We start from the raw sequence: 14425 nt of genomic DNA on the forward strand, positions 1-14425 counted from the left end.
AATACGAACTACACCTGTGGAATAACATAAATATCCCCTTTTGATTTACGATCAAAAGGGGATATTTTACATTATGAGGATTTTACCCAATAAGCCGCTTCACTTTCAGTTGTGGAAGGCGGAAATTGGTCTCCTTCGTTTAGGTTGATTTCTGCGTGGTCTTCACTCTTTTTACCATTTACGAGTTGATCAACTTTATATTTACCGCTCTCTGGTGCTTTTTCCCCAGTTTTGTATTGTTTGTTTGCCATGATTAAATCCCTCCGTTATAATTTGGTCTAAGAAATTGTTTATGCCAGTAATCAATTTCTTACATTTTTAAAAAGTGTTGAGGTCGTAATGATTGGTTATGGTTTTAAACCTTTACTATGAGTTACGGCCGCCTTTTTTTCCGATCTTCTCATAATGTTTTTCTCCGTATTTTTCACTAGTGGTTTCTCCACCTTTTTGGCCGATATTTTCAAAGTGTTTTTGGTCGTATTCTTGGCTTGTCTTCTCTCCACCCTTTTGGCCAATGTCCTCAAAGTGTTTTTGACTATATTCCTGGCTTGTCGTTTCTCCGCCCTTTTGGCCTATGTTTTCAAAGTGTTCTTGACTATATTCTTGACTGGTTGTTTCGCCGCCTTTTTGGCCGATGTCCTCAAAATGCTCTTGGCTGTATTTATTACTTGTTTTTTCTCCGCCTTTGCGACCTGCTTCTTCTCTGCTCATCTTCCCTTGATTGTTCTTAGCCATTTCAAAATATCCTCCTTTAATTTAGATTACACTTTCATACGTTCTCTTTTTTCACCACTTCTAAACCCTTTTTTTAGGAAATAGAACATTTGTAATATTATATAAATATAATTAATAATCTCTTAAAATAGTTCGTTACTTTTTTACTGCATATAGCTTAAAGTTCTTATGTCTTTCACTTAATAGTATTTTAGGTTTATCAGCCGATTTGAGGTCTGTTTTGCCTTTCCGTATAATGAACACTTACTATATTTATATATTGGCATTACTAAAGACTTATTTATAGTGAGAATGTATTATTCAAAATACCCTTCGACCCTGACATATCAAAACTTTCTTTCTCCCCTCTTAACATTGCTAAACTAAATAAGTATATCGCATTGCTACAAAAACCGTCTAGAACAGCAATGATTGGGTAAAAGTACACATCCACAACAAAAGGCTTAGGTAATTATGCTTCCTTTTAAGTAAAGAGAACATTATAATAAACAGATCAACAAGAAATTTTTTCCTTTAAAAGAGGGGCAGGCCATGCGGAAAATCAAAAAATTCTTATTTATATCATTATTGATTTCAATCACATTATTTGCGATCTGGTGGTTTTTAAAAAAGGAGGGAACGACCGTGGAGCAGGCAAATGCGAATAACCTTTCCTATCCATCCCGTATCCAGGACAATCAAATGGAAGTTTACCAGGACGGAGAGTGGAAATCGATTACGATTAAAGGCGTAAATATGGGAATGGCTAAACCCGGTACCTTCCCAGGTGAGGCCGGCATCCAACTTGAAGAATATGAACGCTGGTTGAAACAAATTGGGGAAATGAATGCAAATGCGATTCGTATTTACACGCTTCATCCTCCTGAGTTTTATAAGGCGCTTGCCGAATACAATAAGAAAGCAGAAGAACCAATCTATCTTCTCCACGGAGTATGGATAGACGAAGAGCCTTTAGAAGAAAAAAGAGATGCGTTTGATACAGATATCACTCAGACGTTTCAACAAGAAATGAAGAAAATCGTCGACGTCATTCATGGAGAAGCCAACATTCCCGAAGAAAGAGGCCATGCCTCAGGTACATATAAGCACGATGTTTCGCCATATGTAATTGGATGGGTAATCGGCATTGAATGGTACCCGTATTTAGTAGATAAAATGGATAAAGATTACCCAAATATAGAGGAGTATGAGGGAGACTATACTTATACCGAAAATGCAAATCCAATGGAACACTGGATGGCTCAACAGTTGGATGTATTGATGTCCTATGAGGTGGACATGTACAACAGTATGCGCCCCCTCAGCTTTACTAACTGGGTTTCTACAGATAATTTAGAGCAGCCTGCAGAACCTCTTGAACAGGAAGATTTGGCTACTATTGATCCTAACCATATTAAGACACGTAACGATGCTGAATTTATTGGTATGTTCGCTTCTTACCACGTCTATCCATACTATCCGGATTTTCTAAACCTAGAAGAAAAATATATCGAATTTAAGGATCATCGAGGTGAGAAAAACAACTATGCCGGCTACCTGCATGATCTTAATGAATCTCATGACATGCCGATATTAATTGCTGAGTTTGGTATTCCAGCTTCAAGAGGGTTAACTCACCGTAACCCCTTTGGATGGAATCAAGGTTTCATATCAGAAACCGAGCAGGGAGACATCGTAAAAAGGCTTTACGAAGATATTCTACAAGAAGAAATGCTCGGAGGTCTTATTTTTACGTGGCAGGACGAGTGGTTTAAACGCACCTGGAATACGATGGATTATGATAATCCTGATCGTCGTCCCTTTTGGTCAAATGCTCAAACCAATGAGCAGCAATTTGGATTACTAAGCTTTGATCGTCATAAGGTAAAACTTAACGGGAAAGACGATTGGGAGGAAGGCGAAACTCTTTTCGAGAAAAATGAGGGGCTTTTGCGTAAGGTTATGATGGACCATGATGAGCGATACCTTTACCTCAAAACGCATTTTTCAAAGCTCGATGAGCCATTTTGGCATAAACATGATTACGAGGTATATTTCAGCTTGAGAAGCGGAAAAGGCATTCCAATCCCTTCCTCTCCCAAGCATGCTGCAGATTATCGTCTCACTTTATCTGACCATCAACAAGCTAAGATCGAAGTGGCGGGAGATTATGATCCTTTTTTCTATAGCTACGCAAAAAATGGCATCGAGGCCACTAAGGCAGAAGTAGAAAACAAAGCTGAAACCTACCATCCGATTCGTTTAGCTCTTAACAAAGAAATTATGCGCCCTGATACGAAAGAAATCATTCCTTTTGAATCGTATGAAACAGGCAAACTCCGCTTTGGCATTGGGGATCCGAGCTATAGAAACTATGATTCATTAGCGGATTATTATTATTCGAAAGAAACGAACATTTTAGAAATTAGAATTCCTTGGATGCTGTTAAATGCAAGAGATCCTAGTCAGAAAGAATTCATTGGAGACCTATGGGAGGATGGCATAGAAGCTTCCATGACTATTGATGGTATTGACGTCCACCCTCTACTGGTACAAAACGGTCGAGTCATCGATGAGTTTTCAAATTCTACCCCCTCTTCATATAACTGGGAACCATGGGACCTACCAAAACATAGAGAGAGGCTTAAACAATCGTACGAAGTCATTCAAGAGTTATTTTCACAATCTAATTAACAAAAAACAAGGCTGCTTATGCTCGAGGCAGCCTTGTTTTTTTATGAGGTTCCTTCACTGGAAATACCTTTTCGATTCATATTGCCCCATACGGCTTTTTTATTACGAAGTACTTGAATGATTCCTTCGCACCTCCACCAAACGACCATAGGACGATACCAAAAAGTTTCTGTTAACGCCCAGGCAAAAAGAATAACTAGACTTTTTAAATCCGGGAACTTGTGGTACGTCCATTCTTCTAAAAGAACGGCTAAAGAAGATAACAGAGACCCGTATAATACCGTCATAACAGTCATAACGATCGTAACTTCTGGGGAAACAAAAGAAAAAACCAACCCCAATACAATAATGACGTACCCGACGAGTTCAAAAATAGAGCTGAGCAGTTCAATGAGTAAGTAATACGGCATCGAAAACAACCCAACTCCTTTATATTTGGGGTTAAACATCATCCGTTTATGCATCCACAAGGTTTCGGCAAGTCCTCGCTGCCAGCGTTTTCGCTGCAAACGTAAGGAGGATATTGTAGAAGGAGCTTCTGTCCAGCACACCGGATCTTGAATGTATTCAATCCGCTGATTCGATTTCTCATGTTTAATCGAGCGATGAATACGTACAATTAATTCCATATCCTCCCCTACAGTGCTGACATCATAACCCCCAGCTTTGATCACCCGCTTTTTCTCAAAGACCCCGAAAGCTCCAGAAATAATTAAAAGAATATTCATACGGCTCAGTCCGAGCCGCCCAATAAGAAAAGCGCGGAAGTATTCAATGATTTGCATAATGACCACAGGTTCCTTAGCAAGAGCAATTTTTTCAACTTTACTGCGCTTAATCGTCGAGCCATTCGCGATTCGAACCGTACCTCCCGTTGCGGTCACTTCACCATTTGAATCAATAATCGGTTTCATCGTTTTAAGCAAAGCATCTTTATCAAGGATGGAATCACCATCAATCGCTGAGAAATAAGGATAATTGGAAAAGTTAATTCCTGCATTTAAAGCATCAGCTTTCCCGCCATTTTCCTTTTGTACAAGGAATAGGTTTGCATGGTCTTCTGATTGAAAAGCTCTTTTAACCCGCTGAGTTGGAAAGTATTGGCGGATAGCAAGATCGATTTCTTTCATATTAAATTCCTGGATCATTTTTTCACTTGTCGTGTCTTTCGATCCATCATCAATCACGATAATTTCATGTTGAGGGTAATTTAAACCAAGCATGGACCTGGCCGTATCAATAATTCCTATATCTTCATTGAAAGCAGGTACTAGCACAGATACAGGAAAGGTATCGGTGTTTACGGACGTATCCTCTATCAGCTCCTGACGGTTAAGTTCTCTCTCTTTTCTAATCTTGGGACTGGCGATCATAAAGAGGGAAATATAAACCAGGGCGACAAGAACCATATATACAATGACAATGACTGCCGTCACGTTCACTACTATAGTCATCCAATCTGAAATCACATTCACCCACCTGCCTTCAGCGTCAATGTACGTTTAGCCATATCTCGAGCGTATAAATCTTTGTGTTCACGGGACGTAAAGTTTAATAGTTTCTCCCCATCAGGCAATCGTTTTACAGCATGACACGCCGCATACCGTACCCACCATTGCTCATCCCCTGCGAGTGTAATAAGCTCTTCTTTATACTGAGACAGCGTTAATATCCCTGTAAGCCTGGCTGCATACATCCGTTCTTCCCAGTATGGAGAATGAAAAAAATTGAATAATAACACAGGATCCGAAATATAACGGTATTCCGTTAAACTTCTCATCGCCTTTAAACGGACTTCGCTATTAACGTGTGTAAGTAAACTTTCTACAAAAGGAATAAGGTTCCTGTCACCGACTTCTCCACAGTATGTAATTAAAGCCATTTGAAGAGGATACGGAACTCTTTCTTCATTCTCCGTCATTATATCAATCAATTGTTCATGAAGGTCAAAATGCATTCGACGAAGCAGCTGCTTAACAAGTCCAATAGAAAGATCTCGTTGTTCGAGAATGTAAGGAATCATACGTTCATCGTTAAATGCTGCCAATACGCGTAAAGCTTGACGATATTCCTCATCGTTCTGCTCCAAACGATTAAGATGATTCCAAACCTCCGTTTTAAGGTCCAACATAGCAAAATCTTCAATATAATAAAGAGCATTTACGCGCTGTGACCAGCTCCCCTTTTTTAAATGACGGTGATAGGTTACAGAAAGATGTTGATGGGCTGTTCGTTGAATTCGATCCATATCCAGCTCCATATCTGCCTGGTCGACCGCCTTATCTAACACTCTCTCTATGATTTTCCGCTTCTTAGTTAAAGGAATAGACATGGCAGGTGCCTCTTCCTTTTGACCGTGAAAATAAGCAAGAAACTCTGGGAGCACCTTACTATAATGATGTTGGATGGTACGTTCCATTTTTAAACGGCGGGCTTTTGATAGTAATAAATAACCAAGAAGCCCAAGCTGCGTCAGTAATAATAGAGCACTCACCCATATAACAATTTCAACCATTCCTCCACCTGCTTTCAAATAACAAAACAAATAGTATATTTTTATTATCAATTATCTAATTGCGTTTGTCGATTATAATGAACACATTGCAAGAAAAAACAGCCTCTTGCCTGCTATTGTAATAGCGGGCAAAAGACTACCTGAATTTTTTAATCCGATAACTTTTTCAATGGCTTTGTCGCGGGTCCTTCAATAACCTCCCCACCGGTAGTAAATCTAGAACCGTGACAGGGACAATCCCATGACCTTTCCCCATTATTCCAGTTCAATTCGCATCCCATATGTGTACATGTCGTATCGACCACACTTATTTTTCCCGCTTCATCTTTATAGGCACCCGCTCTTTTTCCTTTCAAACGGACCACAGATCCTTCACCTGGAGCAAGATCTTCCGGCTTCCTATTTCTCCTATCTAATCTTCCTTTAATGTATTCTTTTGCTGTGTCTGCATTTTCCTTCGTAAAGCTTTTGACGTGCTGGAAGCTTAGATTTCGTGATGGAGAAAATAGGTCAGCATAAGGACTCGCCTTCCCACGAATTAAATCAGTGATTACTTTTGCAGCGATCGTACCGTTCGTCATGCCCCATTTTGCGAATCCAGCGGCAACGTGAATGTTCGGATTATTCTTCGTGATCGGTCCTATATAGGGAATGTTATCTAAGGTCGTTAAATCTTGAGAGGACCAACGATGAGTGACCTCGTTTCCATGAAAATACTCTTTCGCATAGTCATGTAACTTCTCATAGCATTTGTCAGTATTCTCCTTTTGACCGCTGGGGTGTCCTTCTCCTCCTGCAAGCAAGAGCTTTTCCCCATATTCATTCACAAAATGACGTAACGACCTTTTCGGTTCCTCCACATTTACATACATGCCATCAGGGAGCGCACCCTCTGCGCGAGCCGCAATCGAATAGGATCGTTCAACATGCAGTCGTGAGAAATACAATCCATCAAAATCTTTAAACGGAAAATGAGTGGCCATGACAATGTGATCAGATGTTACAAAATGACCATCTCTCGTTATAACACGAGGACGAGATCCCTTTTCTATATCGACGGCTCTTGTATTTTCATAAATAGGCGTATTCTTCTCTTTAAGAAAGCGAAGCATCGACGCCAAGTATTTCACAGGGTGGAACTGAGCCTGGTCTTTTATTTTAATCGCAGCAGTTACCGAAAACGGTAATTCCACTTCTTGCGTAAGTCCTCCTCTTATTCCAATTTTTTCATAAGCTTCAGCTTCTTTATAAATGTCTCGCTTTGCTTCTTCAGTGACTCCATAGACATAAGCATCTTGTTTTGAAAAGTCACACTCAATGTCGTTCGTTTTCCTAATGTCGTCGATAAGTTGTAAACCGTCTTCATTGGCTTGATAGTAATGTCTCGCTTTAGCTTCTCCTATGGTGCGAATGAGCTGGTCATAGATTAATCCATGTTGGGAAGTAATTTTAGCCGTTGTATAGCCAGTCGTGCCTTCCATTACCCTACCTGCCTCCAGCAGCACCACGTTATATCCTTCTTTCACTAAAAAATAAGCCGTCGTAATGCCGGTATCTCCGTTCCTATGACGATTACATTGGTTTCTACATCCTCGGTTAACGCTGGGAAAGATTCTAGTTTATGGTCTCTCCAAAGCGATGCTGGTTTTTGTCTCAAAGATGATCCTCCTCTATCCATGGTTATGGACCTATACCCTCCCTGTGCCAACATAAAAAGCTGCCTTTTAGGCAGGTCCCTAAAGAAGCAGCTTTTATGTTCTTACTCTATTTCTCTCGTAACCATTTTCACATGGGCAATCTATCAATCTAGCTAATCCATTACGTTTCTTTCTGGTTTCCTCCATTAATTAGTTTAAATTTTGAAGAAGGCTTATCCCCCGGCTTCGTATCAAACGCAGCGATCGTAGCTTTTGCTCTTATGGTCAATGATCCATCCGCTTCTACAAAAAACAGTGTACCCGGTTCGTATACGGTAATTGACTGAACGTTATGCTTCGCAAAGACTTTTTGCAGATCATGGAACAGCTCCATTTTCCCATAGGTGAACCCCATCCCTCTTCATCTCCCTACTTTTTATTCTATTACTAGTAGGATATGTGGCAGATGAACGAAAAATACGTTTTGCTTTATCTATTATTTGAAAAAGATGGACTAGAAAATCAAAGGTGGTCAAAATAAGGGGGACCATTCTATTGAAAACTTCAAAGAATTCACTAGTAATTTATCGATACTCATTCCTTCTCGACAGCTTGCATCAATTCATAAATTTTACGAGTCGTATTTACATTTCGAATGGTCATTTGTTTATAAACCTTTGAACCCACAAGTCTCTGCATTCCACTCTTCGTTACATTGTTTCTATCAACGGACCATAGAATAGCTCCGTCAATATATTTAACTGTATCTATGTCTGATTTAATGACTAGCTCTTCCAACACCGTCTCGTCATCAATATCATCCCATAAAAACAGTACATCACTTTTCATTAGTTTGTCATTTTTCCATGACTCTGGAAGAGAAGCGATCACCTTTTTAAAGTTATTAAAACTGCGGATCACTACGTTGATTCTTAAGCCGAAGTCCTCCTCTATAGCCTTTTCCAAGATAAATGGCAATTCGTTTTCTGAAAACTGATGATCAGTAAAAACGATGTTCCCTGAATTAATATAGGTCACGACAGAGGTCATCCCAACTCGTTCAAAAGTTTGTTTAAGCAGCTTCATATCGATTTTATTTTTTCCGCCTACATTTATCCCACGAAGCAACGCAACGTAAATCAATAGCTTCTCCCCTTTCCATTGTTTCTATCATGTATTTATTATAATAATAAAGTCTACACCAAGTATTCGACAGCTCCCCTATTTACTCCTTGTGGAAGTAGTTTCTTTCACAAAATAAAACCACTCGCCAGCATTCCTGCTGGCGAGTGGTTTCACTTATTAATCTGATTCTTTTCTAACATTATATCTCCACGCCTTATCTTCATCAATCATCCGCTTCGCGGCATAAATGAGAAGAAATTGTATAAATATTACAGGAATGCCCATCAGACCAGAGATTACCTCTAGTGGGGCCAACCCTCCAATCCGCATCAGTACAAGAGCCAGTCCTGTAATAATTGCTGCAATGATAATACGCAACGTTTTCGGTGGTTCAAACTTACTCATATCTCGTGTACTCGTATAAGCGGCTACCGTATACGTCGTAGAATCAAGTGTAGTCGTTAGGAAAATCAACGCCACGACCATAAAGATAACGATCGCCATTCCACCAAGTGGAAGAGTTGATAAGATCTCAGGAATGGCAGCCATCGGTTCCTGGTTCTGCACAAAATCTAAAATGGCCATATCTTCCATAAGATAGCGGTGCACACCTAAACCACCCAGCACTCCTGTGGCGATCCAAGAAATTAAAGTAGGAGCTAAAAAGTACGTTAGAATCATTTCTTTAATTGTTCTTCCTCTTGAAATTTTAGCGGCAAACACGCTGTGAAGCATTGCCCATGTTGCACTATAAGCAAACCAGAACACCGTATTACTTTGAATATGTGTCGTTTCCGCCGGTGTCACGGCTTCTGTATTTAAGGAAATATCAAGGTAATTCGTTAGTAAGAAAGAGACGCTTTCCGTAAAATAATCGAGAATAAAAACGCCCGGACCAGCGAGTAAAATAAAAATCGCAAAGATACCAGCCAAATACATATTGAAGGTACTTAATCGTTTAATCCCTTTCTCAACACCTAAGTAGGCACTGATCGAAAACATGAATACCCAGATAATCGTAACAATTAACGTCAGGGTGAAAGTCACTTCAATATTAAAGAGAGCGGATAAATTGTGCGTAATGATCGGGGCCCCTAGCCCTAATGTCACAGCTGCACCAGCTAATATACTAATAAGAAAAATAATATCCAAAAATTTGCCGCCGATGCCATCGGTGAATTTATCACCAAAAATAACACGGGAGGCTTCCGAAATCCTCATTAATGGTCTTTTCCGTACGTGTAAAATGTACCCCATTGCTGGAGCAATCATTACGAAAATCGCAAAAACCTGAAAGCCCCACAAAAACATACTGTAGGCATTGCCCCACAACAGAGCTTCAGCAGATCCAGCTTCTACGCCAGTTGGCGGGTCATTCGCGACATTGGTCCACTCAAGCATTCCAGTCCGCATGATCGTGGATCCTACACCCATCGCTACAAGAATGGACGCGTATTCAAATAAATTAAAACGTGGTTTTTCTTTCGGATCCCCCAATACCACCTGACCATATTTAGAAAAAGATAGAAATAGTCCGGCAGCTACAAGAATTAACCCATACCATAGATATCCCCAACTGAACACTTCGACAATATAATCAAAGGTGGAGTTAAGGAGCTCTAATGATTGTGATTCATATAAAGCGAATGGAATGCTAATCGCAATAATGATTAATATAGATGGAACAAAAATTTTATAATCAATCAAATTCTTCTTATTCATCCAAGCCCTCCTCCTATGTTTTTTATTTATATTTAATTTAAAATACCATCCAGGTGACTATGTCCGAAAAAAACTTCAGGTAAACATGTTTTTTAAGATTTTATTATATTTAAATAACAAAACCCTTTCGATAGTTGAGATCAAAAGTTTTTTAAAAAATTCTATTACCCACCACTTAAAGAATGGTGATCGTAACCTCATCGTCCTAAATATATGAAAGGAATAGAGGTTGGGACAAAACGATAGTAATCGAACAAAGGCGCAGGAGCTGGATGTCGCTCTTTAAAATATATATCCACAGCTTGGGATTTTATAGTTTCCTAGACAACAAGAAAGCCCCGAACCATTCGAATTTGATCGGTCCTTTCTGTATTTAGCAATTACTGCTTCGTCAACATACTTGGCTTTCCGCGGGCACGGCCTCAAATCCCGCAGGAGTCTTCGTAAGTTGACTACACTACATGGTATTAATTTTTTGAATGATCGTTATTTATTCGTTTTTCAGATGACAAATATCGTTTTGGCCCAGCTAATTGCAGATCTTCTATGTTACTTGGACATAAACATACTTAATTACCCATATGCTCGTTCAAATATCCATACTTTCTACATAATCCCTTGGCTTCCACCATATATCTTTTGCTCTATTTTTTCATAATTTTCACATTTTTGAAGGTGTTTTCCAAATAAGGACGAAATATTAAATTGTTATCACTTACTTCGAATAGGTAGAGAGGAGGATTATTTAGTTTATTAATAAAATAAGGAAAAGAGGCTAGGGAATGAAGAAAATATTTTTGTATGGTTTGATGGCGCTTCTTTTTATTTCCAGTTTTAACTTGAACATGACAAACAGTGCAGCTGAAGTTACGGAGAACGAAAGCCCCCTATTCATGGTCGTATTTAATTCCGAAAATTTACCGAAAAATGCAGAGGATATTGTTGAGAGCGCCGGTGGCGAGGTTACATATCAAGTACCTAAGGCCGGAGTTATTGAAGCTACTTCTGATACACCCGGTAAGTTTATGAATGCATTAATGAAACATAAGGACGTACAAAGCGTAAGCCCTTCGCTTGAGGAACAACTTGATTTGCCTGAATTTGATATTGTAGATCGTGAATTTGCCACAAGTCTAGAAGCAAACCCTGTTGAGAATATTTGGGAAGACGGCTGGCAATGGGACATTGAACAAGTAACAAATGATGGCGCTAGCCATGACTTGGATCGTGAAGCCCGTGAAGATGTAGTGGTAGCGGTTATCGATTCTGGTTTTGATTTCAATCACCCTGACCTGGCAGGTCATGTTGATGAAGAAGGTTCGCGTACCTTCGTTCCTGACACCACTAATTCATGGGATTACAACAGCCACGGGACACACGTAGCTGGAACGATAGGCGCAGAAGGACGAATGAAAGGTGTAGCACCTGGCGTTACATTGAGATCCTATCGCGTTTTTGGAGCATCAGGCGGTGCCTCTCAAATATGGATTACGGATGCTATAATAGCGGCAGCTGACGACGGAGCCGATGTCATTAACATGAGTCTTGGCGGTACTCGTCTTCGAGGTCAATGGTTTTATACGGATCCCGCTACAGGCGAACGTATTAGTGGCGGGAATTCAGCAGCTGATATTGTCGCGTATAACCGAGCGATCCGCTATGCTATTGATAAAGGAGTAACGGTCGTTTCTTCTGCGGGTAACTCTGCACAAGATATTAGTAATCCTTCCAAGGTCGGTGACTGGCAAAATTCTAGTCGTACAGACGGTTGGGAAGCTAAAGGAGCGGTAGTCTTTGTACCGGCTCAAATACCTGGTGTCGTTACAGTTTCAGCAACAGGCGGCGGATTTGGTACTGAAGATCGCCTTGCTTTTTATTCAAATTACGGAAACGGAGCCATTAATCTTGGTGCTCCGGGCGGAGACCTCGGTCCTGAAGACGGAGAATCCGCAAGTAAATATCTAGTCTTAAGTACGGTACCAACGTATATGGACTTTACTGCAGGACGCGGTCCTGAAGCGAAAGCTCTATTTGGTCAGGGATATGGATGGAAAGGCGGCACATCCATGGCTGCTCCTCAAGTTTCGGGCGCTGCAGCTGCATACATTGCACAGCAGTATGAAGAAACAGGCAGTAAGCCAAATCCACGTCAGGTGCAGACCCATCTTCAGCAAACAGCTGTTGATACAGGTAAGACTGGCTACGATGAATACTACGGACATGGAATTGTAAATGCTTATAATGCACTTACAAGATAATGAATGATCAAAGAGGCTTAGACAAAACGGAATAACTCATAATATAATCCGAACGATTTCATTGAAATCAGTTCGGATTATTTATGAGTCAAGTAAGGATTTTACCATCGCTCCGTCAAAACACTCCGCACCGGGTACCAGGTACCGAAATTCACACTTGGCGCTTCGCTCTTTTACAGCTTTTCGGTACCTGGTACCATTATAGGAAGAAAGCCAAAGACTGTGCCTTTGACGTAATTAATAAATCATCAGCGTCAGTAAAGACACCATCACTCCCAAAAAGCCAAGCAGTAAGCTGTACGGCAGGTTTTTTAATACGATTTCATACGGATTCATTCTTAAGCCAACGGACGTAATCGTGACAATCAGTCCATAAGGAGCCGAAGGAACGGTAGCGATCGCACAGCTCGCTAACAATATAGTTAAGGTTACTTCAGGTAATGCTCCCATGAGCAGCTCACTTACACCGCCAAAGATGCCCATGGTTGCTAACGGATGCACACCCAGCAGAGTCATCCCAAGAAAGGCTGCCTGAATAAAGAGCATGATGAATAGAGGACTCCCCTCCAATGCAACAATGGGATCCTGTAAGTATTCTAGATAAGGAGACGCATTTAACGTTTCTGTAAGAAAAGACAAAGCTAATAACAATACGATAAAATTATTTAAATGATTCGTATGCTTTTTCCAAGTCGGCCACCCAATTTGAATAAAGCTTCTCTTCCGCTTCATTAAAACTGCCCACATAAAGGCAAATGGGAAGATCGCAATTGTTACAGCAAATAAGAAGTCGAACTGGACCACGTTGGCCAAGAAAACAACGACTACTAAAAACATAACCAGCGCCGAAATAAACTGCGTCAATTTCTTCTTGTTTTTACCCAAATCCTTTTTCGCACCTGTATGCCCCTCTACTTGATGCTTACGAAAAAGAATTTTTCCGATGCTTGCATCTAAAGCAAAACCTAGCAGCGCAATCATAATCATCCAAGGTAAGACGACCAAATAATTAGCTCCTGTAATAAATATAGAAGTGGCTAATAAAATTTCTAACGGACTCCACAGCAAGGCCAGAGAGTAGCCTCTAAGAGTAGACATAGCAATAAAGCTATTCTTCACTTTGGTTTTCACTTTTTCTAATTGATGTTTTAACAGCTCCTGGGAAATCGTCGCTGAAGATAAGTTTAAAAATGCAGCCAGAGATACCATCGTTACTTCACTTCTCACGTAAAAAGAACCCATTCCTTTTACGTTACCTCCAAGTAACGATTGCAATAATTTGTTATATCTCCCTGCCTTCACAACACTATTCATCCACGGAAGCATGGATATAAGGAAAAGCAACCCAATATTCCCAGCAAAGAAAGCAGGTATTTCTCCTACCGAAGCCTCACTTGAGAAAAAGAAGAACGTCCCGGCTGCTAAAAGAATGACGCCCAGAATCTTAAAAACACGATCGGCTCTTGGGAAATTAATGAGCACCATAACGACCCCGAGCATGCCAATTATGGAATAAAGCACAGGATGGGACCAAAACACGTGAACGACATTTAATAAAAAAATAAACGAGTAAAATATGTATAAATGGTTAAAAGCATTTTTACCACGCACTATAATCCTCCTATCCATAGGCGAACGGAAGATCGTAAAACTTCAGCTTTAGTTCGTCTACTATATGTACGGTTCATTTAACAGTTTACCAGATTATCTCATGCTATCGATAAACGCCAAAATTTTCAAGACCCTTGAAAGATTCATAA

10 protein-coding genes and 1 pseudogene are annotated in these 14425 nt (G+C 40.2%); 2 read left to right on the forward strand and 9 right to left on the reverse strand.

Annotated elements, in window-relative coordinates; translation table 11 throughout:
- Positions 1 to 71 precede the first annotated feature (71 nt).
- Positions 72 to 251 (reverse strand): YjzC family protein, encoded by a 180-nt coding sequence (locus tag IEV27_RS13665; protein WP_188378050.1) that lies wholly within the window; start codon positions 249 to 251, stop codon positions 72 to 74.
- Between the two features lie 115 nt (positions 252 to 366).
- A complete protein-coding gene (locus IEV27_RS13670) occupies positions 367 to 735 on the reverse strand; it encodes a glucose starvation-inducible protein B (protein WP_188378051.1) in 369 nt (122 codons plus the stop codon).
- 531 nt (positions 736 to 1266) lie between these two features.
- On the opposite strand from IEV27_RS13670, the gene IEV27_RS13675 reads away from it, so the two are divergent.
- Positions 1267 to 3408, forward strand: a complete 2142-nt coding sequence (locus IEV27_RS13675) for a hypothetical protein (RefSeq protein ID WP_188378052.1) — start codon at positions 1267 to 1269, stop codon at positions 3406 to 3408.
- A gap of 41 nt (positions 3409 to 3449) precedes the next feature.
- Here IEV27_RS13675 and IEV27_RS13680 read toward each other — a convergent pair whose 3' ends face one another.
- The 6 genes and pseudogenes from IEV27_RS13680 to IEV27_RS13705 form a co-directional block, all read right to left on the reverse strand.
- Positions 3450 to 4862, reverse strand: a complete 1413-nt coding sequence (locus tag IEV27_RS13680) for a glycosyltransferase family 2 protein (protein WP_188378267.1) — start codon at positions 4860 to 4862, stop codon at positions 3450 to 3452.
- Positions 4863 to 4879: 17 nt separating this feature from the next.
- Positions 4880 to 5923 (reverse strand): HEAT repeat domain-containing protein, encoded by a 1044-nt coding sequence (locus IEV27_RS13685; protein WP_188378053.1) that lies wholly within the window; start codon positions 5921 to 5923, stop codon positions 4880 to 4882.
- Positions 5924 to 6072: 149 nt separating this feature from the next.
- Positions 6073 to 7601, reverse strand: a pseudogene (locus IEV27_RS13690) (FAD-dependent oxidoreductase).
- Positions 7602 to 7741: 140 nt separating this feature from the next.
- Positions 7742 to 7975 (reverse strand): hypothetical protein, encoded by a 234-nt coding sequence (locus IEV27_RS13695; RefSeq protein WP_188378054.1) that lies wholly within the window; start codon positions 7973 to 7975, stop codon positions 7742 to 7744.
- Between the two features lie 179 nt (positions 7976 to 8154).
- Positions 8155 to 8703: a DUF1697 domain-containing protein gene (locus tag IEV27_RS13700; protein WP_188378055.1), complete on the reverse strand. Its 549-nt coding sequence runs from the start codon at positions 8701 to 8703 to the stop codon at positions 8155 to 8157.
- A gap of 159 nt (positions 8704 to 8862) precedes the next feature.
- Positions 8863 to 10407 (reverse strand): BCCT family transporter, encoded by a 1545-nt coding sequence (locus IEV27_RS13705; protein ID WP_188378056.1) that lies wholly within the window; start codon positions 10405 to 10407, stop codon positions 8863 to 8865.
- Between the two features lie 782 nt (positions 10408 to 11189).
- On the opposite strand from IEV27_RS13705, the gene IEV27_RS13710 reads away from it, so the two are divergent.
- Positions 11190 to 12665 (forward strand): S8 family serine peptidase, encoded by a 1476-nt coding sequence (locus IEV27_RS13710; RefSeq protein ID WP_188378057.1) that lies wholly within the window; start codon positions 11190 to 11192, stop codon positions 12663 to 12665.
- A gap of 237 nt (positions 12666 to 12902) precedes the next feature.
- Here IEV27_RS13710 and IEV27_RS13715 read toward each other — a convergent pair whose 3' ends face one another.
- Complete coding sequence (locus IEV27_RS13715; RefSeq protein ID WP_229735333.1) at positions 12903 to 14276, reverse strand: hypothetical protein; 1374 nt, start codon at positions 14274 to 14276, stop codon at positions 12903 to 12905.
- Between the last annotated feature and the right edge of the window lie 149 nt (positions 14277 to 14425).

It is taken from the genome of Halobacillus andaensis, assembly GCF_014636475.1.
In the GTDB taxonomy this organism is placed as follows: Bacteria; Bacillota; Bacilli; order Bacillales; family Halobacillaceae; genus Halobacillus_A; species Halobacillus_A andaensis.

Coding starts and splice junctions, on each gene's coding strand:
- IEV27_RS13665 (WP_188378050.1), bottom strand. CDS start 251: ATGGCAAACAAACAATACAAAACTGGGGAAAAAGCACCAGAGAGCGGT.
- IEV27_RS13670 (WP_188378051.1), bottom strand. CDS start 735: ATGGCTAAGAACAATCAAGGGAAGATGAGCAGAGAAGAAGCAGGTCGC.
- IEV27_RS13675 (WP_188378052.1), top strand. CDS start 1,267: ATGCGGAAAATCAAAAAATTCTTATTTATATCATTATTGATTTCAATC.
- IEV27_RS13680 (WP_188378267.1), bottom strand. CDS start 4,862: ATGACTATAGTAGTGAACGTGACGGCAGTCATTGTCATTGTATATATG.
- IEV27_RS13685 (WP_188378053.1), bottom strand. CDS start 5,923: ATGGTTGAAATTGTTATATGGGTGAGTGCTCTATTATTACTGACGCAG.
- IEV27_RS13695 (WP_188378054.1), bottom strand. CDS start 7,975: ATGGGGTTCACCTATGGGAAAATGGAGCTGTTCCATGATCTGCAAAAA.
- IEV27_RS13705 (WP_188378056.1), bottom strand. CDS start 10,407: ATGAATAAGAAGAATTTGATTGATTATAAAATTTTTGTTCCATCTATA.
- IEV27_RS13710 (WP_188378057.1), top strand. CDS start 11,190: ATGAAGAAAATATTTTTGTATGGTTTGATGGCGCTTCTTTTTATTTCC.